Genomic DNA, 18997 nt, shown 5'->3' on the forward strand with positions numbered 1-18997 from the left:
GGGCTCAGGCGCGCGTTCAGGCGTGGGAGAGCGCGAACGAGACCAGGAAGCCGGAGACCAGGATCAACCCGATGGCCAGGTGCGCCCGTTCGAACGCCTCGGGGATCATCGTGTCGGCGATCATCGCCAGGATCGCCCCCGCCGCGACCGCCGTCACCCCGGCCACCACGGCGTCGGGGAAGCCGCCGACCACCGCGTAGCCCAGCACCGCGGCGGCCGTGCTCGCGGCGGCGATGGCGCCCCACACGCCGAAGACGTACCCCCGGCCGCGTCCTGCCGCCCGCATGCCCGCCGAACTGGACAGCCCCTCGGGCACGTTGCTGATGAAGACCGCCACCACCGTGACCAGGCTGACCGCGCCACCGTCCAGCAGGCTGACGCCGATGACGGCCGACTCGGGCACGCCGTCCAGCAGCGCCCCCAGGGCCAGCGCCAGGCCCGAGCCCTCCTGCTCGGACTCCGACGGCTGGGAGCGGACATGTCCGGAGCGTTTACGGTTCCGCGCGCCGCGGTACGCCAGCCAGGCGTTGCCCGCCGTGAACGCCACGGCGCCGCCGATCGTTCCGGCCACCGCGGGACCCAGGCCCGCCTGCTCGTACGCCTCGCCCACCAGCTCGAAGGAGACGGCGGAGATCAGCACCCCGGCGCCGAACGCCATCACGGAGGCCACCAGCCACTGCGGCACCCGCACCCCGTACCCGACGACCGCGCCCAGCAGCAGCGCCGATCCCGCGACCAGTCCCCACATCCCGGCCAGTACGACTTCCGACATGTCTCCTCCTCTACCCCGCCCGGGAGAGCGGAAGCGGCGCTATGCGGGGAAAGAAAGGGAACACGATGAATGCGTGGAATGCGGGGTTTCGTGCGGAAGCCGGCGGTTACCCGAGGACGAGCAGGGCGTCTCAGAGGTAAGGAGAGACCCATGAGCCAGAGCACGGAGCGTGCTCAGCAGGAGATGTCGGCCACGGCCGGGCAGGCCGGTCAGGCCGCCCGCGGGCTCGCCGGCGACGCGCGGCGACAGGCCAGATCCGTCACGGACCAGGCCAGGGACCACGCGCGCACCACCGCCCACGATCTGCGGGGCAGGATGGCGGACGAGGCCGATAGCCAGACGCACCGCACGGCGGGCGCCGTCCGCCAGTGGGCCGACGACCTCGCCGGGCTCGCCGACAACGCTCCCGCCGACTCCTCGGCCCGCGGCTTGGTGGCGCAGGCCGCCGACCGGGGTCACCGCGCCGCCGACTACATCGACGAGCGCGGCGTCAACGGGATGATCGAGGACGTGCAGGGGTTCGCCCGCCAGCGTCCCGCCGCGTTCCTCGGCGGAGCCGCGCTCGCCGGGTTCGCCATCGGACGGCTCGTCAAACTGGGCCGCGCCGACGGGGACTCGCCGGACGGCCACAGCCCGCCGCCCGGCGGCGGCACAGCGCCGGAGGTGTGACATGGCGCTCACAGCACACCGCGCCGGCCGCGCCGACCCGGCCAGGACCGGGGACCCCACGGCCCCCGCCCGGCACCAGCACCGGCATGAGCACGGGCACGACGAGTCGATCGGGCAGATGCTGACCGAGATCACCTCGGACACGCAGCTTCTGTTCCGGCAGGAAGTCGAGCTGGCCAAGGCCGAGATCCGCGAAGAGGTCGCCACGGCGGGCAAGGCCGCCGGGATGTACGGCGGCGCCGGTTTCGCCGGGTACATGGTCGCCTTCTTCCTCTCCCTCGCGGCCGTGTTCGGACTGGCCAACGTCATGGACGGCGGCTGGGCCGCGCTGATCGTCGCCTGCGTGTGGGCGGCCATCGGTGCCGCGCTGTTCGTCATGGGCCGCTCCCGCATGCGGAGCGTGTCCCCCAAGCCCCAGCAGACCATGGACACCCTCAAGGAGGACGCGCGATGGGCACGTCACCCGACGACATAAGGGCCGACATCGAGGCCACCCGGGCGAAGCTGAGCGACGATCTGGACCGGCTGGCGGAACGCACCAGCCCCCGCCGCATGGCCCACCACCGCGGCGAGCAGATGCGCGGCGGCCTGACCCAGCTCAAGGAGCGGGTCATGGGAGGCGCCTCCGACGGCATGGGCCAGGCGAAGGACCAGGCCAAGGGCGTGCGCGGCCAGGCAGGCGACCAGGGCAGGCGGGCCGCCGAGTCCACCCGTGACAGCGCCCGGCACGCCCGCGAGGCGGCCGGCAAGGCACCCGGGCAGGCCATGCGGCAGACGCAGGGCAATCCGCTGACGGCGGGCGCGGTCGCGTTCGGCGCCGGGCTGATCGCCGCGTCGCGGGCGCCGAAGACCGAGACGGGACAACGGGTCGCGGGCCGGATCACCGACCGCGCGGGCCGGATGGCCGAGCCGGTGAAGAGCGCCGCGATGGAGTCCGCGCAGCACCTGAAGGACGACGCCACCGAGCACGCCCGGCAGGCGGCCAAGGACATCAAGGAACAGTCCGCCCAGGCCGCCCGCGACACCGGGCAGCAGGCCCGCGAACGGGCCGGCGGCGTCGCGGGACAGGCCAGGGAATCCGCGCGCGGCGTGTCCGGCGAGGTCCAGCGGAACGACGGGCGGCGATGAGCGCCCCGCACCACGGGCAGGCGCCGGCGCGTACGCCGGGCGACCTGCCCAAGCGCTCGTGGTGGGAGGTCCTCAAGGGCACGGTCAGGGAGTTCAAGGACGACAACCTCACGGACTGGGCTGCGGCCCTGACGTACTACGGGGTGCTGTCGATCTTCCCCGCCCTGCTCGCCCTGGTCTCGGTGCTGGGCCTGATCGGCAGCTCCGCCATCGACCCGCTCATCGACAACGTCGCCGAACTGGCCCCCGGATCGGTGCGGGACGTCCTCACCGACGCCCTGAACCACCTCAAGGGCGGCGCGGGCGGCGCCGGGATCTCGTTCGTCATCGGCCTCGCGCTCGCCCTGTGGTCCGCCTCCGGGTACATCGCGGCGTTCATGCGGGCGGGCAACGTGGTCTACGACATCGGCGAGGGACGTCCCGTCTGGAAGACCCTGCCGATCCGGTTCCTGATCACGCTGGCCACCGTGGTGCTGCTGGCCGCGATCGCGGTCGCGGTCGTCTTCACCGGCGCCCTGGCCAAGGAGGCCGGGGACGTCCTGGGCCTGGGCAGCACCGCCGTCACGGTCTGGGACATCGCCAAGTGGCCCGTGATGGTGCTGCTGGTCGGACTCGTCATCGCGCTGCTGTACTGGGCCGCGCCGAACGTCAAGCGGGGCTTCCGCTGGATCACGCCCGGCAGCTTCCTCGCCGTCGGCATCTGGATCATCGCCTCGGCCGCGTTCGCGTTCTACGTGGCCAACTTCGGCAGCTACAACAAGACGTACGGCAGCCTCGCCGCCGTGATCATCTTCCTGGTGTGGCTGTGGATCTCCAACACGGCCATCCTGCTCGGCCTGGAGTTCGACGCCGAGCTGGAGCGGCGCCGCGCCATCGAGAGCGGTCACCCGCCGGAGGAGGAGCCCTACGCCGAACCCCGGGACACGCGCAAGCTGTGACCGGACGACGGCCCGGGCCCGGCACGGTGGGAACCGTACCGGGCCCGGGCCGTCGCCGGGGGCGCCGGGGTCCGTCCCGGCTACCAGCGGTACCAGCGGGACCGCGTCCCGTGCGACGTCGTCCCGCGCATCACGAATCCGAGCAGCCAGACGATCAGCACGGCGACCGCCAGCCACCAGAGCACCTTCAGCGCGAAACCCGCCCCGAACAGCACCAGGGCGAGCAGCAGGACAAGAAGCAGTACGGCCATCGTCGGCCTCCATTCGTACCGGTGAGGCACTGCGTACCGGTGGAGCACCGGTAGAGCCGTGTACCGGGTTACCGGAACCGCGGCATCGGAAACCTGGGCGTTCCCGGGCGCAGACTGGGAGCCATGGAGCTTCAGATCACCGCCACCGACCCCGGGCACCCGACGACCCTGCTCGATCTGCCCTGGGACGTGCCGCTGGCCGCCTGGCCGGAGCGGCATCTGGTCGCCCTGCCGCGCGGCATCTCGCGGCACGTCGTCCGGTTCGCCAGAGCCGGGCACGACGTCTTCGCGGTCAAGGAGGTCGGGGAGGGGGCCGCGGTCCGCGAGTACCCCCTGCTGCGCGCCCTCGCCCGGCTCGCCGTCCCCGCCGTGGACCCCGTGGCCGTCGTCCCCGGCCGCGCCGACGCCCACGGCGAGCCCCTGGAACCGGTCCTCATCACCCGCCAGTTGAAGGGCTCGCTGCCGTACCGCTCGATGTTCGAGACGACGATGCGGCCCGGCACCATCCAGCGGCTGCTGGACGCGCTCGCCGTGCTGCTGGTCCGTCTCCACCTCACCGGCTTCGCCTGGGGCGACTGCTCGCTGTCCAACACCCTCTTCCGCCGCGACGCCGGCGCCTACGCCGCCTACCTCGTGGACGCCGAGACCGGGCAGCTCCAGCCACGGCTCACCGACGGGCAGCGCCACTACGACCTCGACGTCGCCCAGGTCAACATCGTCGGCGAGCTGATGGACCTGGAGGCCGGCGGCTCACTCCACCCCGCCGTGGACCCGGTGCCGTTCGGGCGGGAGCTGATCGACCGGTACGGCGCGCTGTGGCACGAGCTGACCCGCACCTCGGTCTACCCGCGCGACAAGCGCCACTACATCGACCGCCGCATCCGCCGGCTGAACGACCTCGGCTTCGACGTCGCCGAGATGCAGATCCAGCGCTCCCCGGACGGCGACCACGTCACGTTCCTGCCGAAGGTCGTGGACGCGGGCCACCACCAGCGGCAGTTGCTGCGGCTCACGGGCCTGGACGCCGAGGAGAACCAGGCGCGCAGCCTGCTGAACGACCTGGAGACGTGGATGGCGTCCCAGGAGGACTTCGTCCCGGGCGATGCCTCACCGGATGACGAGGCGCCGGGCGCCCGCCCGGAGGTGCTGGCCCACCGCTGGGTCCGCGACGTCTTCCGCCCCGCCGTCCGGGCCGTCCCCGCCGAGCTGCGCGAAGGGCTGGACACCGCGCAGATCTACCACGAGCTGCTGGAGCACCGCTGGTACCTGTCGGAGCGCGCCCAGCGCGACGTCGGCATGGCCGCCGCCGCCGACGACTACATCGCCACCGTGCTCGCGGGCCGTCCGGACGGCACCGACGTACCGTGAGGGCATGCCCGAACTGCCCGATGTGGAGGCGTTCCGCCGGGTCCTGGCCGACCACGGCCGGGGCCGCCGCGTCGAGCGCGTGGATGTGGCCGACCCCGGGGTCCTGCGTGGCGTGACCGCGTCCCGGCTGCGCCGGGCCCTCACCGGCCGCCGCCTGGCCGAGCCCGAGCGCCACGGCAAATGGCTGCTCGCCCGCACCGACGGACCGTCGCTGCTGCTGCACTTCGGCATGACCGGACGGCCTGCCTCTTATACACCTCGGCCGCAGCCGCCGAAGCGGATAGTCTAGTCCTCCGTGGTCCGCGCACCGTTCGGCATATTGACACCCTCATGCCACGTATCTTTACACCTACATACTCGCCAGCGTTTAGCCCCACCCACAAGACCCGCACCCCCACGACCGGGTCACTTCACCCTGGAGGGCGAACGCCGGCTGCGCTACCGCGACCAGCGCAAGCTCCAGGGCCTGCGGCTCGCCACCACCGACGCGGACCTGGCGGAGGTGCTCGGCGGCCAGGGGCCGGACGCGCTGACCGTGGACCGCTCCGGGCTCGACCGGCTCCCCGCCGGCCGCCGCGCCCGCGTCAAGGCCGGCCTCATCGACCAGTCCGTCGTGGCCGGGCTCGGCAACCTGCTCGGCGACGAGATCCTGTGGCGCGCCCGCGTCGACCCGGCCCGCCCGGCCCGCGACCTGGACGCCGGCGAACGCGACCGGCTGGCCGACGCGCTGCGCGGCGTGCTCCGCGACGCGGTCCGCGCCGGGTGCGTGCCCGCCCGCCCGTCCTGGCTCACCGGCCACCGCGACGAGCCGGACCCGGCGTGCCCCCGCTGCGGCGGGCCGCTGCGCCCGGACCGGATCGCGGGCCGTTCCACCCCCTGGTGCCCGCACTGCCAGGCCGGACGCGACCCGGCGCCCCCGGGCGCGGGGGGCGGGGGCCGCCCGCATAGTGGGAGCTGACCGGAAGGGGAGCGAGCGCATGAGTCACGCGATCCTGGCCGAGGGGCTGTCCAAACGGTTCGGCGCCACCACCGCGCTCGCCGGGGTGGACCTGGAGGTCCCGCCCGGCACCGTGCTCGGGCTGCTGGGCCCCAACGGCGCCGGCAAGACCACGGTCGTGCGGGTCCTGGCCACCCTGCTGCGGCCGGACGCCGGACGGGCCACGGTCGGCGGGCACGACGTGCGGCGCGACGCCCACCGGGTGCGGCAGCTCATCGGGCTGACCGGCCAGTACGCCTCGGTGGACGAGCAGCTCACCGGCACGGAGAACCTGTTGCTCATCGGCCGCCTCCTCGGCATGAGCCGCCGCGACGCGCGGCACCGGGCCCGGGAGCTGCTGGAGCGTTTCGGCCTGGCCGCGGCGGGCGGGCGCGCGGTCGGCACGTTCTCCGGCGGCATGCGCCGCCGCCTGGACCTCGCGGCGAGCCTGGTCGGCCGACCGCCGGTGCTGTTCCTCGACGAACCGACCACCGGCCTGGACCCCCGGGCCCGTACCGAGCTGTGGGACCTCATCCGGCGGCTGGTCGCCGACGGCGCCACCGTGCTGCTGACCACCCAGTACCTGGACGAGGCCGACGAACTCGCCGACCGGCTCGTCGTCATCGACCGCGGCGAGGTCATCGCCTCGGGCGCCCCCGAGGAGCTGAAGGCCCGGATGGGCGCCAGGACCCTCGCCGTGCGGCCCATGGAGGCCGACCGGGTGCCGCTGGTGCGGACGGTGGTGACGGAGCTGACCGGCTCCGAGGCCACCGAGAAGAGCGGCCTGGTCACCGCGCGGGTCGCGGACCCCGCCGTCCTGCCCGCCGTGGTGCGGCGCCTGGACGACGCGGGCGTCCTGGTGACCGAGCTGGCGCTGCGCGGCTCCAGCCTCAACGAGGTCTTCCTGACCCTGACCGGCCGCCCGGCGGACGCCGGGACCTCCGGGGACCCGGCCGACCAGGAGGCGGCTCCGGCATGAGCGGAATCGGTGACGACGCGCGCTCCGCGGTCGCGCCGGCCGCGGCGGACCGGGAACTCGCCCCCCGCCTCGGCCTGTTCCAGGGCATCCGGCAGACCATGACCCTGGCGTGGCGCACCGTCGTCCAGGTGCGGCACAACCCGGCGGAGCTGACCGACTTCAGCATCCAGCCGATCATGTTCGTGCTGCTCTTCACCTACGTCTTCGGCGGCGCGATCGCGGGCTCGGTCAAGGAGTACCTGACGTTCATGCTGCCCGGCATGATCGTGATGAACATGCTGTTCGTGACGCTCTACGTCGGGCAGGGACTCAACACCGACGTGAACAAGGGCGTCTTCGACCGGCTCCGGTCGCTGCCCATCGCCCGCTGGGCGCCGCTGGCCGGCCGGATCGCCGCCGATCAGGTGAAGCAGGCGTGGTCGATCGTGCTGGTGCTGGCGGTCGGCGTCATCCTCGGCTTCCGCCTCGGCGACCCCGGGGTCCCGGGTCTGCTGGGCGCCGTCCTGCTCCTGCTGGCCTTCGCGCTCGCCTTCTCGTGGGTCGCGGTGCTCGTCGGGCTGCTGGCCAAGGACGCCGAGCGGGTGCAGATCTTCGGGTTCACCGCGCTGTTCCCGCTCACCTTCGTCAGCAACGTCTTCGTGCCGGCCGACACGATGCCCGGGTGGCTCCAGGCGTTCGTGGACGTGAACCCGGTGAGCGTGCTCGCCGAGGCGTGCCGGGGGCTGATGCTGGGCGGGGAGGTGGCCGCCCCCGCCGCCAAGTCACTGGCCTGGGCCGCCGCCATCGCCGCCGTCTTCGCGCCGCTGTCCGTGTGGGTGTTCAAGCGCAAAGTGTGAAACCCGTCCGACCCCAGGGCGTTTCCGCCCCGGATGCGGGGGTACCCCACCACATCGTCCCCTCAGACAAGAGGCAGGAAGGAGCGGACGTCACACATGTCGCACATCGAGGAATCCATCGAAGTCGCTGTTCCCGTGACCACCGCCTACAACCAGTGGACGCAGTTCGAGTCGTTCCCCGAGTTCATGGGCGGCGTCGAGCGCGTCGACCAGCTCGACGACACGCGCACCCACTGGGTGACCAGCATCGCCGGGGCCGAGCGGGAGTTCGACGCGGACATCGCCGAGCAGATCCCCGACGAGCGGATCGCGTGGACCAGCACGAACGGCCCCAAGCAGGCGGGCGTGGTCACGTTCCACCGCCTGGACGACCGGCACACCAAGATCATGCTCCAGCTGGAGTACGCGCCGGAGCTGTTCACCGAGGCCGTCGGCGACAAGCTGGGGTTCGTGCGCCGGCAGGCGAAGAGCGATCTGAAGCACTTCAAGGAGTACATCGAGTCCCGGGGCGCCGCCACCGGCGCCTGGCGCGGCAAGGTCTGAGCCCGCCCGCCGGGCCGGGTCCCGACCCAGCCCCCGGTGGCCGCCCGGCCACCGGGGGGCTTCGCGTTCGCGACGAGGGTAATGTTTGCGTTCCGGGGAGCGGGGCACCGGACGGCATGGCCTTCTTCGAGAGAATCCCCGGCGGTTTCCCCGCCGCCGCCTCCGCCGCCCGCGCCCTGCGGCCCGACCCCGCCCGGCCCGGCCGGACCCTCCCCGCCGTGGAGAAGCTGGAGGGCCCCCGCCGGGCCGATCCCCTGCTGGGCCCGTTGCGCGGCGCGGTCCGCGCCACGCTGCCCGAGGGAGCCCGCGACGCGCTGCACGGCAGATGGCTCGGCCATCCCGCGCACCCGCTGATGGTGCAGGTCCCGATCGGGACCTGGCTGTCCGCCGCCCTGCTGGACCTGCTGCCGGGCCGCCGCGGAAGCGCCGGGGCGCTCGTCGCGGTCGGGCTGGCCGCCGCCCTGCCCGCCGCGCTGGCGGGCCTGAACGACTGGGCCGAGCTGCGGAAGCCGCAGATGCGGGTGGGCCTGGCGCACGCCGCGACCAACACCGCCGCCGTCGCCCTCTACACCGCTTCCCTCACCGCCCGGCTCCGGGGCCGGCGGATGGCCGGGCGCGGCCTGGGCTTCGCCGGGCTCGTCACGGTCGGCGTCGGCGGCGCGCTCGGCGGTCACCTCGCCTACCGGCAGGCGGCGGGCGCCCAGCACGCCGACGGGGTGGCCGCCGCCGTGGAGCCCGGCTGGCACCCGCTGGGCCGCCTCGCGGAGTTCCCCGTCGGCGTCCCCGTCCGGCACCTGCTGGGCGACGTCCCGGTCCTGGTGTACCGGGAGGGCGGGGAAACGGTACGGGCGCTCGCCGACCGGTGCGGCCACATGGGCGGCCCGCTGTCCGGGGGCACGGTCGAGGGCGGCTGCGTGCGGTGCCCCTGGCACGGCAGCACCTTCCGCCTGACGGACGGCTGGAACGTCCACGGCCCGGCCACGGCGCCCCAGCCCGCCTTCGAGTGCCGGGTGACCGGTGGGCGGGTCGAGGTGCGCCTCCCGGCGGCGGAGAAGGAGGTCTAGCGGCCGTGCAGACATTTCTCCCGTACCCCGACTTCGCCCGGTCCGCCGAGGCGCTGGACGCGCGGCGGCTGGGGAAGCAGCGGGTCGAGGCGTTGCAGGTGCTGCGCGGGCTCACCGTGCCGGGCTACGGGTGGCGGCGCCATCCGGCGGTGCGGATGTGGGCGGGCTACGAGGAGGCCCTCGTCCGTTACGGCCTGGAGGTGTGCCGGGTGTGGACGGCCGGCGGGCGGCAGGACACCTGCGCCGGATCGCTGGCCGCCGACTTCGCCGCCCTGGACGCCCGGCGGCACGTCCGGCGCCAGGACCGGCTGGCCGCCGGGGGCGAGCTGCCGCCCTGGCTCGGCGACGAGGCGTTCCACCGCAGCCACCGGTCGGCGCTGGTCCGCAAGGATCCCGCCTTCTACGCCGACCGCTTCCCCGGCGTGCCGGACGACCTGCCGTACGTGTGGCCCGCCTCCGACCGCGCGGGACACATCCCGCGCGGTCTGGACGGCGTCGCCTGACCGGTGGCCTACGCCAGGGTCGTCACGGCGAGGGCGCCCTCGGCGTGCTGGGCGCGGAGCAGCTTCTTGTCGAACTTGCCGACCGACGTCTTCGGCACCGCCGCCACCGTCGTCCAGTGTTCGGGGAGCTGCCACTTGGCGACCCGTTCGGCCAGGTACGCGCGCAGCGCGGCGAAGTCCGGGACGACGCCCTCGCGCGGCACCACCACGGCCAGCGGGCGTTCGTCCCAGCGCGGGTCGGGGACGGCGATCACGGCGGCCTCGACCACGTCCGGGTGGCCCATCAGCTTGTTCTCCAGGTCCACGGAGGAGATCCACTCGCCGCCGGACTTGATGACGTCCTTGGCCCGGTCGGTGAGCGTCAGGTAGCCGTCCGGGGTGATGGTGCCGACGTCGCCCGTCCGCAGCCAGCCGTCGTGGAACTTGTCCTTCGGCGTGTCCGGGTCGCCGTCCGCGCCGCCGTAGTAGGCGCCGGTGATCCAGGGGCCGCGCACCTCCAGCTCGCCCGCCGACTCGCCGTCGTGCGGCAGCAGTTGGCCGTCCGGGCCGGTCAGCCTGGCCTGCACGGAGGCGGGGAAACGGCCCTGCGTCTGCCGGTAGGACCACGCCTCCTCGTCGCTGATCCCGGCGGGCGGATGGGCGACGGTGCCCAGCGGGGACGTCTCGGTCATGCCCCAGGCGTGGACGACGGGCACGCCGTGGCGCTCCTCGAAGGCCCGCATCAGGGACGGCGGGCAGGCCGCGCCGCCGACGATGACCCGGCGGAGGCTGGAGATGTCGCGCGGGCGCTCCGCCAGCTCCATCAGCAGCCCGTTCCACAGCGTCGGGACCGCGCCCGCGATGGTGGGCCGCACGGCGGCGATCATGTCGGCGAGCGGACCGGGCTGGAGGAACCGGTCCGGCATCAGCAGCGACGCGCCGGACATGAAGGCGGCGTGCGGCAGCCCCCAGGCGTCCACGTGGAACATCGGCACCACGGGCAGCGCCGTGTCCTGCCAGCTCAGGCCGAACGACTCGGCGCCGTTCACCTGGAGGGAGTGCAGGTAGAGCGAACGGTGGCTGTAGGCCACGCCCTTGGGGTCCCCGGTGGTGCCGGAGGTGTAGCAGAGGGCGGCGGCGGACCGTTCGTCCAGCTCGGGCCACGCGTAGTCGGTGGGCCGGTCCGCGATCAGCTCCTCGTACTCGTGCACGGCCGGGCGGCAGCCGTCCAGCACGGAACGGTCGCCCTCGCCGACGACCACGATGTGCCGGACGCTCTCCAGCCGGGGCAGCACGGCGGCCAGGATCGGCAGCGTCGTGCCGTTGACCAGGATCACGTGGTCGGCGGCGTGGTTGATGATCCACGCCAACTGCTCCGGGGGCAGGCGGAGGTTGAGGGTGTGCAGCACCGCGCCCATGGCGGGGACGGCGAGGTACGCCTCCAGGTGCTCGGCGTTGTTCCACATCAGGGTGGCGACCCGCTGGTCGCCGTCCACGCCGAGTTCGTCGCGCAGCGCGTGCGCCAGCCGGGCCGCGCGGTCGCCGATCTCGCCGAAGTCGGTGTGGCGCGGACCGTTCGCGGTCCAGGTGACGACCTGGGCGCGGGCGTGCACGGTTCTGCCGTGCTCCAGGATTCTGGTGACGGTCAGCGGGACGTCCTGCATGGTGCTCAGCCTCGGAAGGTGCTCCAGGGGCGAGTCGGTGGTGCGGTGCGAGATTCAGGGGTCGGGGTCGGAGTCGGGGGTCGTGCGGGGGGATGGGCGTTCAGCCGAGGAAGCGGGCGGCCCGGCGCAGCAGGCCGGGGGAGACGCGGCCGAGCAGGTACCCGGCCCTGGCCTCGGGCGTGACCGGGACGACGGCCCGGTTGTCCCGCACGGCCCGCAGGATGCGGTCGGCGACCTTCTCCGGCGGGTAGTTCCGCCGGGCGTAGGCGCGGGCGGCGCGGCGGCGCCGCTCGTCCTGCTCCGCGCCGTCCCCGCCGGAGAACGTCGTGGTCCGGGGGATGTTCGTCTTCACCACGCCGGGGCAGATCGCGGTCACCCCGACGCCCGCGCCGGCCAGTTCGGCGCGCAGGCTCTCGGAGAGCGACACGACGGCGGCCTTGCTGGTGCCGTAGGCGGCCAGCGCGCGGGACGGCAGGTAGGCGGCGGCGGAGGCGATGTTGACGATGTGGCCGCCCTCGTCGCGCGCGGCGAGCAGGGCGCCGAAGGCGCGGCAGCCGTGGATGACGCCCCAGAGGTTGACGTCGAGGACGCGCTGCCACTCCTTCTCGGTCGTCTCCAGGAACGACCCCGCGTGGCCGACGCCCGCGTTGTTGACCACGATGTCCGGCACGCCGTGCCGGGCCGCCACCTCGGTGGCGAACGCGTCCACGGCGGGGCCGTCGGAGACGTCCACCCGGTACGCCGCCGCGTCGGCTCCCAGCAGCCGGGCCAGCTCCGCGGTCCGCTCGGCGGCCTCGGCGTCGATGTCGCAGACCACCACGTCCGCGCCCTGCTCGGCGAAGGCCAGCGCGGTGGCCCGCCCGATGCCGCTGCCCGCGCCGGTGACGACCGCGAGCGGCCCGGAGACCGGCCGCGTCTCGTCGGCGTCCCGCCTGCGGCGCGCCCGGTCGAGCTGCGGCGCGGCGGGCGCCCCCTCGTGGTGGCCGACGAACTCGCGGACCATGCGGGCCACGGTCGCGCCCTTGTTCAGCAGCGCCGACCAGTGGGTGGCGGGGATGGTGCGCCGCCACAGGTTCGGCGCCCAGGGCGCGGCGCCCTCGGCGAGGGCGGGGCTCACGTAGTGGTCCTTGGACAGGGTGATGAGCTGCACCGGCAGCGGGGTGGGACGGCTGCGGGGGGCCCGCAGGCGCGGCAGCATGTTCGCGCGGTACAGCTCGATGCCGTGCACGGCGTCGGCGGCCAGGCCGGGCTGCGGGTGCCCGGGGCGCGGCCGGACGCCCTCCGCCTTGTGCAGCACCGTGCCCCAGCGCTTGGCCAGGCCGAGCCGCCACACGGCCGGGGCGAGCGCGGGCACGTGGAAGGCGGCGATGTACCAGGAGTGGGCGGCCTGGTTGAGGAGCTGCGCGACGTGGCGGGGGGTGGGGTTCCGGTAGCGGTCGCGCATCCAGTGGGCGACGTGGTCCAGGCAGGGCCCGGACAGCGAGGTGTAGGAGGCGATGCGGCCGGGCGCGGCGGAGTCGGTGACCGCCTCCCAGGACTGGATGGAGCCCCAGTCGTGGGCGACGACATGGACGGGGCGGCCGGGGCTGGTGGCCTCGGCCACCGCGAACAGGTCGCGGGCCAGGGCCTCCAGGGCGTAGTCGTCGCGCCGGGCGGGCCGGTCGGAGTCGCCCGCGCCGCGCACGTCGTAGCGGACGACGTGGTGGTCGGCGGCGAGGTCGGCCGCCACGTCGTCCCACACCTGGTGGGTGTCCGGATAGCCGTGGACCAGGAGCACGGTGGGGTGCGCGGGGTCGCCCTGCTCGTAGACGGCGAGCGACACGTCGCCCGACGTGACCGTGCGGCGGCGCAGTGCCTCGGTGGTGTTCATCGATCGGCCCCTTCCGTTTCCGTGGTGTGCCCGGTGTGTCGTGCGGTGGTGCGGTCCCGCCGGCGGTGGACGTGCGGCAGGTCGTCGTCCAGCCAGTAGGCGTCGTCCTCGGTGACCACGAGCAGCTCCTCGAACTTCAGGCCCACGTCGCGGAACCCGATGTGCGGTTCCACGGCCCACAGGCCCGGCGTCGGCGCGTGACGGGAGGCGCGGCCGTCGGCCCACAGCGGGGAGCGGCCCGCCAGCCGTTCGCCGATCAGCTCGCGGCCCAGCGTCTGGAGGGTCCGCACCCCGAACCCGAACATGGTCACGCCGGCCGGTCCCCGTCCGGTGAGCCGGGTGACCTGGTGGCCGATGACCCGCCCGGGGTAGACGCGGTGCCGGTTGTCGTAGCCGTGCCGGTCGATGAGCGCGTCCACCGCCGCGTACACCTCGTCCAGCGGCCTGCGCGCCCTGACCTCGCGCAGGATCAGGTCCCGGTACGCGCCGAGGTCGCGGTCGAGCGCGTCCCAGACGGGGTTGTCGCCGAGCGTGCCGCCGTAGCCGATGTCGGCGGTGTAGCCGTCCACGACGGGGGCGCAGTCCAGGACGTACGGCATGCCCTCGGCGAGCCGGCGCCCGGTGGGGAAGAACTGGAGCGGGGTGCGGAAGCCCCGGAACGCCGTGCGGTCCCCGAACCACGCGAACGGCACGTGGAAGAAGTCCCTGACCCCGGCGTCGGTCAGCGCGCGGCGCAGCCGGGACGCGGCCTCGCGCTCGGTGACGCCGGGCGCCAGCCAGGCGGCGACCTCCCCGGCGCAGCGGTAGGCGAGCCGCTGCACCTCGCGGAAGCGGGCGAGGTCCCGGTCGTCGAACGGGAAGGCGGGCGGCTCTGGCCGGGCGGCGCGTTCGTCCGGCGTGAGCCTGCGGTCGCGGTGCTCGGCGGTGCCGTCCGTCACGCGCTGCCGGCACACGCCGCAGAAGCCCTGGCGGCAGGAGTACGGCGTGGCGGGGTCGCGGGCGCGCAGCACGTCGAGCGCGGAGCGGTCGGCGGGCACCGGCAGCGTCTCGCCGGTGCTCCGCAGCCGCAGGGTGAACGGCCGCCCGTCGACGACGGGCGGGGGCGCGAACCGTTCGAAGTGCAGCGCCGTCACCCGTCCGGCGGTGATCGCGGTGGCGGTGGCGGCGCGGACGGATTCCAGCATCGGCGCCGGGCCGCAGCAGTACACGGCGGCGCCCGCCGGGGCGAGCGCGAGGAGCCGTTCGCCGTCCGGCACGCCGTGCTCGTCGTCGGGCAGCGTCACCACCCGGCCCGGGTGCCGCCCGGCCAGCTCGGCGAGGCGCCCGGCGAACGGCAGGGAGGCGCGGGTGCGCCCGGTGTGCACCAGGCGCCAGTCCAGCCCGCGCCGGGCCGCCTCGGCGGCCATCGGCAGGATCGGGGTGATGCCGATGCCGCCCGCGATCAGCAGGACGGCGGGTTCGGCGGCGAACGGGAACGCGTTGCGCGGGCCGCGCGCCGTCAGCGCGGGGCCCTCCCGCAGGTCCCGGTGCACCTCGGCGGAGCCGCCGCCTCCCGCTTCCACGCGGCGGACCGCGATCCGGTAGGTGTGGCGGTCGGCGGGGTCCCCGCACAGCGAGTACTGGCGGGTGCGTCCGGACGGCAGCCGCCGGTCGAGGTGGGCGCCGGGCTGCCAGGCGGGCAGCGGCCCGCGGTCGGGGGCGGCGAGCAGCAGCGACACGACATCCCCGGCGTCTCCGGCGTTCCCGGTGACGGACTCGCGGGCGGTCACGACGAGGTCCAGCGGCGGCACCGGGCGGCGGCGGGTGTACCGGTCGGACCTGGTCGCGGGGGACAGGTACACATCGACCAGCCGGGTCAGCAGCCGCAGGTAACGGGCGTCGCGCCGTCTGCCGTACAGGTCGGGCGGCAGGGTGTCGCTCATGGGCGTGAGGTCCTCGGGTCGTGACGCCGGGCGGTGGCGGGGTGCTGTCAGTGGGCGGCGGCGCGGGCCGCGGGGGAGGCGCCGAGGTAGGCCACGGCCTGCCGGGTGGAGCCCTCCTGGGTGGGGTGGTAGCCGGGCAGCAGGTAGCGCGAGGCCGAGCGGAGGGTCCTGCCCGCCCGGGGCAGCAGCCCGCGCCGGGCGGCGGTCGCGTAACCACGCCAGGTGGGCCGGGTGCCGGCGGGGAGTTCGGGGGCGGCGGCCATGAGGTAACGCGTGCCGCGCACCCAGAGCTGGAGCATGGCGGGCCCGGTCATCGCCATGGCGCGGACCCGGCGGACGTAGCCCGGGTCGAGGTGCCGGAGCAGGTCGTAGGCGACGCTGCGGTGCTCGACCTCCTCGGCGCCGTGCCAGCGCAGCAGGTCCAGCATGGTGGGGTCGGCGCCCACCCGGTCGAGGCCGTCCGCGTTGAGGATCCAGTCCCCGAGGAACGCCGTGAAGTGCTCGATGGCCGCTATCGCCGCCACCCGTTCGATCAGGTGCTCGCGGGCCCGCGTGGGGGAGAAGCCGGGCCGTTCGCCGAGGAGGTTCCGGAAGAGGTACTCGACCTGCCGGACGTAGGGGAGGGGGTCGAGGCCCTGGGCGCGGAGGTGGTCCTGGACGCCCTGGTGCGCCTCGGCGTGGAGGGCCTCCTGGCCGATGAACCCGAGGACCTCCTCCCGCAGTTCCTCGTCCGTGATCAGCGGCAGGACCTCGCGGAAGGTCCGGACGAACCAGCGCTCGCCCTCGGGGAGCAGCAGATGCAGCACGTTCAGCACGTGCGTCGTCATCGGATCGCCAGGGACCCAGTGCATCGGCAGCCGGGACCAGTCGAACCGGACGTCCCGGGGCTGGAGCACCAGATGGTGGTGCTCATCCGATATCGGGCGGGCCTCCCGAGCCCGCGGTGCCTCCGGCATGATGGCCTCCTTCGTCGGAGCCCTTATTGAGGGTTACTCAACGGTAGAGGCTGTTGAGGCGAAGTCAATAGGATGGACACATGTCTCGTACAAGCGGTGCCCGGCTCGCCCCGGCGGAGCGCAAGGCGCAGATCCTCGCCGCCGCCCGTGCCCTGCTGGAGGAACGCGAGCTGGACACCCTCTCGGCGGACTCCGTGGCCAAGGAGGCGGGCGTCTCGCCCGGACTGCTCTTCCACTACTTCGGCTCGCTGCGGCGCCTGCGCAGCGCCGTCGTCCAGTCCGTCGCCGAGGAGCTGCTCGAACACGTCGCCCCCGACCCCGCGCTCAGCCCCGAGGAGCAACTCCGCAACGGCATCGGCGCCTTCATCGACCAGGTCGCCCTGCGCCCCTCCGTCTACCTCGCCGTGGTCCGCCTGACCCACAGCAGCCCCGAGATGCGCAGGCTGCACAGCTCGGTCCGGGCCGCGTTCATCGAGTGGATCATGGCGGGCCTGGCCGCCGCCGGGGCGCCGCACACCCCGGCCCTGGCCCTGACGGTCAAGGGCTGGCAGGCGTTCATGGAGGAGGGCGTGGTGACCTGGCTCGACCGCCCCACGCTGAGCAGGGACGCCCTGGTCGAGATGTGCGAACGGTGCTGCTACCAGCTCGTGGCGGCGGCCCTGGGCGACCCGGAGCTGTGGGAACGGGTGCGGCAGGGGCTCGCCGTACGGCCGGGAGGCGCGGCGCCCGCCGCTATGGCGCCCGGCGTGCGCGGGCGTGCGCCCGGTGTTCAAGTGGCGGCGCCGGGCGGCCCGTTGCGTGTGGTGTCCGGGGCCCGTTACGGTGACTCGCGTCCGCACGCGCCGCGCATGGCGGGCCGGGTGCGGGAGCCGACAGCGCGGGTGGACAGTGTCGGGGGGAGACAGCATGCCGCGGCGCGACGCCGCCGGGTCACCGGCCGCCGGGTCACGGGCCGTTCCGGACGCGCCCGGCGCGGCGCTCGTGTTCGACCTGCGCGGGACGGCGGCGGACGGCGACCGGCTGGAGCTGCGGTGGCCGGCCGGGCACCGGGTCGTCGTGTCCGGGCTGCCGGGCAGCGGCAAGTCCACGCTGATGCGGCGGGCGGTGACGGCCGTGCCCGGCGCCCCGCTGATCAGGATCGACTCCCAGGACATGCGGGAACGGTGGGCCCGCCGGCTGCCCGGCTGGGTCCCGTACGCCGTCTACCGGCCCGCCGTCCGGCTCGCGCACTACCTGCACCTGGGCCGCGCGCTGCGCTCGTCCGCCAGCGTCATCGTGCACGACTGCGGGCGCACCGCCTGGGTGCGCCGCTGGCTCGGCTGGGACGCCAGGCGCCGGGGCGGGCAACTGCACCTGGTGGTGCTGGACGTGCCCCCGGGAACGGCGCTGGCCGGGCAGCGCGGACGCGGCAGGACCGTCTCCGGGTACGCCTTCGCGCGCCACCGGCGGGCGGTGGCCCGGCTCGTCGCGCAGGTCGCGGCGGGACACCTGCCCGAGGGCTGCGCGTCGGCGGCGCTCCTCGACCGGGCGTCGGCGGGAGCGCTGCGCGGCATAGGGTTCGGCTTCGGCGACGGCTGACCCGGCGCGGCGCACGGCGGTGTCAGGTCCGGCGGGTCCCCGGGACCGGGTGCCGGTCTCACATGCCGCGTGACTCCCGGACGGAACGCTTGAGCGCGATCCGGGCGGCGACACCCGCGGTGGCGCGTGTCTCCCAGTAGGGATGCCCCGCGATGTACAAGGACAGCTCCTGGAGCCGCGACCGCAGGCGGCGTTCGCGCTCTCCGGCGGCGCTGAGCTGCTCGTCGACGTCGTACCACTCGTGCTGGGCCGTGATCAGGTCCTCGGGGAAGCTCGTCGTATCCACCCCTGAATAGTACGCCTGTTCGATTCTGAGTTCGAGTGGTCGCCGGCGCGCGGAGTATGCGGTCCGTTCCGGGAGGCGTGCCGACCGCGGGGACGGTGGGTAGAAGTTCATCCGTGGTTCGCCCGGGGTGTCGATCCCCGGGTATATTCGAACAGTTGGCCGAAAGAGATCGCCGTGCGTGGAATGCCTCGCGGGCCACGCCGGGTTTCCACGCCGGAATCCGTCCACGATGGGGAAGTGGAGCGCATTCGCGATGGATGGCTGTCTGACGCTGGAGGAAGCCGAGGCATACGTCAAGGGCGTCTGCTTCAAGACCGGCCCCCCGACCCGGGTGGGCGTCGAACTGGAATGGCTGGTGCACGATCGCGCCGACGCGCGGCTCCCGGTGGCCGCCGAACGACTGGCCGAGGCACTCGCCCCCTTCGAGACACCGGGCACGCTGCCGCACGACGGCGGCATCAGCCGGGAACCCGGCGGCCAGGTCGAGTTGAGCACCGCGCCGGCCGACTCGCTCGCCGGCTGCGTCGAGGCGGCGCTGGGCGACCTGGCCGTCCTGCGCGAGGGCCTCGCCCGCGCGGGGCTCGAACTCCGCGGACGCGGCCTCGACCCGCACCCGTCTCTTATACCCATCTCCGAGCCCACGAGACAGGCAGAACTCTCGTATGCCGTCTTCTGCTTGAAAAAAAAAAAACCCTTATCCATACCACCCCCTCCA

21 protein-coding genes and 1 pseudogene are annotated in these 18997 nt (G+C 74.2%); 14 read left to right on the forward strand and 8 right to left on the reverse strand.

The genetic code is table 11. The features are described from left to right. Positions 1–16: 16 nt before the first annotated feature. Positions 17–772 (reverse strand): ZIP family metal transporter, encoded by a 756-nt coding sequence (locus BN2279_RS02190; protein WP_059005971.1) that lies wholly within the window; start codon positions 770–772, stop codon positions 17–19. Positions 773–922: 150 nt separating this feature from the next. On the opposite strand from BN2279_RS02190, the gene BN2279_RS02195 reads away from it, so the two are divergent. Genes BN2279_RS02195 through BN2279_RS02210 form a run of 4 tightly spaced genes read left to right on the forward strand, consistent with a single transcriptional unit; the run spans position 923 to position 3507 of the window. Beyond that, the gene (locus BN2279_RS02195; protein ID WP_059005972.1) at positions 923–1441 is read left to right on the forward strand and encodes a hypothetical protein; all 519 of its coding nucleotides are present in this window, start codon (positions 923–925) and stop codon (positions 1439–1441) included. Position 1442: 1 nt separating this feature from the next. Beyond that, positions 1443–1916 (forward strand): phage holin family protein, encoded by a 474-nt coding sequence (locus BN2279_RS02200; protein WP_059005973.1) that lies wholly within the window; start codon positions 1443–1445, stop codon positions 1914–1916. Further along, a complete protein-coding gene (locus BN2279_RS02205; protein ID WP_059005974.1) occupies positions 1892–2569 on the forward strand; it encodes a DUF3618 domain-containing protein in 678 nt (225 codons plus the stop codon). Before BN2279_RS02200 ends, BN2279_RS02205 begins: the two co-directional genes overlap by 25 nt. Beyond that, a complete protein-coding gene (locus BN2279_RS02210; RefSeq protein ID WP_059005975.1) occupies positions 2566–3507 on the forward strand; it encodes a YihY/virulence factor BrkB family protein in 942 nt (313 codons plus the stop codon). The genes BN2279_RS02205 and BN2279_RS02210 overlap by 4 nt, the downstream gene beginning before the upstream one ends. 80 nt (positions 3508–3587) lie before the next feature. Here the strand turns inward: BN2279_RS02210 and BN2279_RS02215 are convergent, their stop codons facing one another. Further along, positions 3588–3758, reverse strand: a complete 171-nt coding sequence (locus BN2279_RS02215) for a hypothetical protein (RefSeq protein ID WP_059005976.1) — start codon at positions 3756–3758, stop codon at positions 3588–3590. A 123-nt stretch (positions 3759–3881) separates the two neighbouring features. Here BN2279_RS02215 and BN2279_RS02220 point away from each other — a divergent pair, with 123 nt between their 5' ends. The 8 genes from BN2279_RS02220 to BN2279_RS02250 all read left to right on the forward strand — a co-directional run bounded on the left by BN2279_RS02220 (position 3882) and on the right by BN2279_RS02250 (position 10027). Continuing rightward, positions 3882–5126 (forward strand): DUF4032 domain-containing protein, encoded by a 1245-nt coding sequence (locus tag BN2279_RS02220; RefSeq protein ID WP_059005977.1) that lies wholly within the window; start codon positions 3882–3884, stop codon positions 5124–5126. A 4-nt stretch (positions 5127–5130) separates the two neighbouring features. After that, positions 5131–5415 carry a DNA-formamidopyrimidine glycosylase family protein gene (locus tag BN2279_RS26980; RefSeq protein ID WP_079031745.1) on the forward strand — a complete coding sequence of 95 codons (285 nt, stop codon included), beginning with the start codon at positions 5131–5133 and terminating at the stop codon, positions 5413–5415. A gap of 30 nt (positions 5416–5445) precedes the next feature. Beyond that, complete coding sequence (locus BN2279_RS26985; protein WP_234347292.1) at positions 5446–6084, forward strand: zinc finger domain-containing protein; 639 nt, start codon at positions 5446–5448, stop codon at positions 6082–6084. Between the two features lie 19 nt (positions 6085–6103). Further along, positions 6104–7081: an ATP-binding cassette domain-containing protein gene (locus BN2279_RS02230; RefSeq protein ID WP_059005978.1), complete on the forward strand. Its 978-nt coding sequence runs from the start codon at positions 6104–6106 to the stop codon at positions 7079–7081. Continuing rightward, the gene (locus BN2279_RS02235) at positions 7078–7917 is read left to right on the forward strand and encodes an ABC transporter permease (RefSeq protein ID WP_079031746.1); all 840 of its coding nucleotides are present in this window, start codon (positions 7078–7080) and stop codon (positions 7915–7917) included. The genes BN2279_RS02230 and BN2279_RS02235 overlap by 4 nt, the downstream gene beginning before the upstream one ends. A gap of 96 nt (positions 7918–8013) precedes the next feature. Then, complete coding sequence (locus BN2279_RS02240) at positions 8014–8460, forward strand: SRPBCC family protein (RefSeq protein WP_059005979.1); 447 nt, start codon at positions 8014–8016, stop codon at positions 8458–8460. Positions 8461–8576: 116 nt separating this feature from the next. Continuing rightward, entirely contained in the window at positions 8577–9524 is a 948-nt protein-coding gene (locus BN2279_RS02245; RefSeq protein WP_059005980.1) for a Rieske (2Fe-2S) protein, read from the forward strand. 5 nt (positions 9525–9529) lie between these two features. Next, the gene (locus tag BN2279_RS02250; RefSeq protein WP_059005981.1) at positions 9530–10027 is read left to right on the forward strand and encodes an MSMEG_6728 family protein; all 498 of its coding nucleotides are present in this window, start codon (positions 9530–9532) and stop codon (positions 10025–10027) included. An 8-nt stretch (positions 10028–10035) separates the two neighbouring features. On the opposite strand, the gene BN2279_RS02255 is transcribed toward BN2279_RS02250, so the two are convergent. The 4 genes from BN2279_RS02255 to BN2279_RS02270 form a co-directional block, all read right to left on the reverse strand. Further along, on the reverse strand, positions 10036–11670 hold the full coding sequence (locus tag BN2279_RS02255; RefSeq protein ID WP_059005982.1) for a long-chain fatty acid--CoA ligase: 1635 nt from the start codon (positions 11668–11670) through the stop codon (positions 10036–10038). 100 nt (positions 11671–11770) lie between these two features. Then, on the reverse strand, positions 11771–13540 hold the full coding sequence (locus BN2279_RS02260; protein ID WP_059005983.1) for an SDR family oxidoreductase: 1770 nt from the start codon (positions 13538–13540) through the stop codon (positions 11771–11773). Continuing rightward, positions 13537–15462 (reverse strand): M24 family metallopeptidase, encoded by a 1926-nt coding sequence (locus BN2279_RS31320; RefSeq protein WP_079031747.1) that lies wholly within the window; start codon positions 15460–15462, stop codon positions 13537–13539. Before BN2279_RS31320 ends, BN2279_RS02260 begins: the two co-directional genes overlap by 4 nt. 47 nt (positions 15463–15509) lie before the next feature. Further along, on the reverse strand, positions 15510–16418 hold the full coding sequence (locus BN2279_RS02270) for a metal-dependent hydrolase (RefSeq protein ID WP_059005984.1): 909 nt from the start codon (positions 16416–16418) through the stop codon (positions 15510–15512). Positions 16419–16498: 80 nt separating this feature from the next. Between BN2279_RS02270 and BN2279_RS31325 the strand changes: the two are divergent. Next, positions 16499–16654: pseudogene (locus BN2279_RS31325) on the forward strand (TetR family transcriptional regulator); the annotation flags it as partial. A gap of 158 nt (positions 16655–16812) precedes the next feature. Here BN2279_RS31325 and BN2279_RS29710 read toward each other — a convergent pair. Then, a complete protein-coding gene (locus BN2279_RS29710) occupies positions 16813–16977 on the reverse strand; it encodes a hypothetical protein (RefSeq protein ID WP_234347293.1) in 165 nt (54 codons plus the stop codon). 347 nt (positions 16978–17324) lie between these two features. Here BN2279_RS29710 and BN2279_RS02285 point away from each other — a divergent pair, with 347 nt between their 5' ends. Next, on the forward strand, positions 17325–17996 hold the full coding sequence (locus BN2279_RS02285) for an AAA family ATPase (protein ID WP_059005987.1): 672 nt from the start codon (positions 17325–17327) through the stop codon (positions 17994–17996). Positions 17997–18054: 58 nt separating this feature from the next. Here the strand turns inward: BN2279_RS02285 and BN2279_RS02290 are convergent, their stop codons facing one another. Further along, the gene (locus BN2279_RS02290) at positions 18055–18282 is read right to left on the reverse strand and encodes a hypothetical protein (RefSeq protein ID WP_059005988.1); all 228 of its coding nucleotides are present in this window, start codon (positions 18280–18282) and stop codon (positions 18055–18057) included. Positions 18283–18997: the final 715 nt, after the last annotated feature.

Origin of the sequence: Streptomyces specialis, from assembly GCF_001493375.1 — a bacterium.
GTDB lineage: Bacteria > Actinomycetota > Actinomycetes > Streptomycetales > Streptomycetaceae > Streptomyces > Streptomyces specialis.

Excerpts from the sequence above, each read along its gene's own strand:
- BN2279_RS31320 (WP_079031747.1), bottom strand. The coding sequence starts at position 15,462 with ATGAGCGACACCCTGCCGCCCGACCTGTACGGCAGACGGCGCGACGCC.
- BN2279_RS02235 (WP_079031746.1), top strand. The coding sequence starts at position 7,078 with ATGAGCGGAATCGGTGACGACGCGCGCTCCGCGGTCGCGCCGGCCGCG.
- BN2279_RS02210 (WP_059005975.1), top strand. The coding sequence starts at position 2,566 with ATGAGCGCCCCGCACCACGGGCAGGCGCCGGCGCGTACGCCGGGCGAC.
- BN2279_RS02205 (WP_059005974.1), top strand. The coding sequence starts at position 1,892 with ATGGGCACGTCACCCGACGACATAAGGGCCGACATCGAGGCCACCCGG.
- BN2279_RS02195 (WP_059005972.1), top strand. The coding sequence starts at position 923 with ATGAGCCAGAGCACGGAGCGTGCTCAGCAGGAGATGTCGGCCACGGCC.
- BN2279_RS02200 (WP_059005973.1), top strand. The coding sequence starts at position 1,443 with ATGGCGCTCACAGCACACCGCGCCGGCCGCGCCGACCCGGCCAGGACC.
- BN2279_RS02285 (WP_059005987.1), top strand. The coding sequence starts at position 17,325 with ATGCCGCGGCGCGACGCCGCCGGGTCACCGGCCGCCGGGTCACGGGCC.
- BN2279_RS02255 (WP_059005982.1), bottom strand. The coding sequence starts at position 11,670 with ATGCAGGACGTCCCGCTGACCGTCACCAGAATCCTGGAGCACGGCAGA.
- BN2279_RS02260 (WP_059005983.1), bottom strand. The coding sequence starts at position 13,540 with ATGAACACCACCGAGGCACTGCGCCGCCGCACGGTCACGTCGGGCGAC.
- BN2279_RS02270 (WP_059005984.1), bottom strand. The coding sequence starts at position 16,418 with ATGCCGGAGGCACCGCGGGCTCGGGAGGCCCGCCCGATATCGGATGAG.
- BN2279_RS26980 (WP_079031745.1), top strand. The coding sequence starts at position 5,131 with ATGCCCGAACTGCCCGATGTGGAGGCGTTCCGCCGGGTCCTGGCCGAC.
- BN2279_RS02220 (WP_059005977.1), top strand. The coding sequence starts at position 3,882 with ATGGAGCTTCAGATCACCGCCACCGACCCCGGGCACCCGACGACCCTG.
- BN2279_RS29710 (WP_234347293.1), bottom strand. The coding sequence starts at position 16,977 with ATGAACGCCTGCCAGCCCTTGACCGTCAGGGCCAGGGCCGGGGTGTGC.
- BN2279_RS02215 (WP_059005976.1), bottom strand. The coding sequence starts at position 3,758 with ATGGCCGTACTGCTTCTTGTCCTGCTGCTCGCCCTGGTGCTGTTCGGG.
- BN2279_RS02230 (WP_059005978.1), top strand. The coding sequence starts at position 6,104 with ATGAGTCACGCGATCCTGGCCGAGGGGCTGTCCAAACGGTTCGGCGCC.
- BN2279_RS02190 (WP_059005971.1), bottom strand. The coding sequence starts at position 772 with ATGTCGGAAGTCGTACTGGCCGGGATGTGGGGACTGGTCGCGGGATCG.
- BN2279_RS02245 (WP_059005980.1), top strand. The coding sequence starts at position 8,577 with ATGGCCTTCTTCGAGAGAATCCCCGGCGGTTTCCCCGCCGCCGCCTCC.
- BN2279_RS02240 (WP_059005979.1), top strand. The coding sequence starts at position 8,014 with ATGTCGCACATCGAGGAATCCATCGAAGTCGCTGTTCCCGTGACCACC.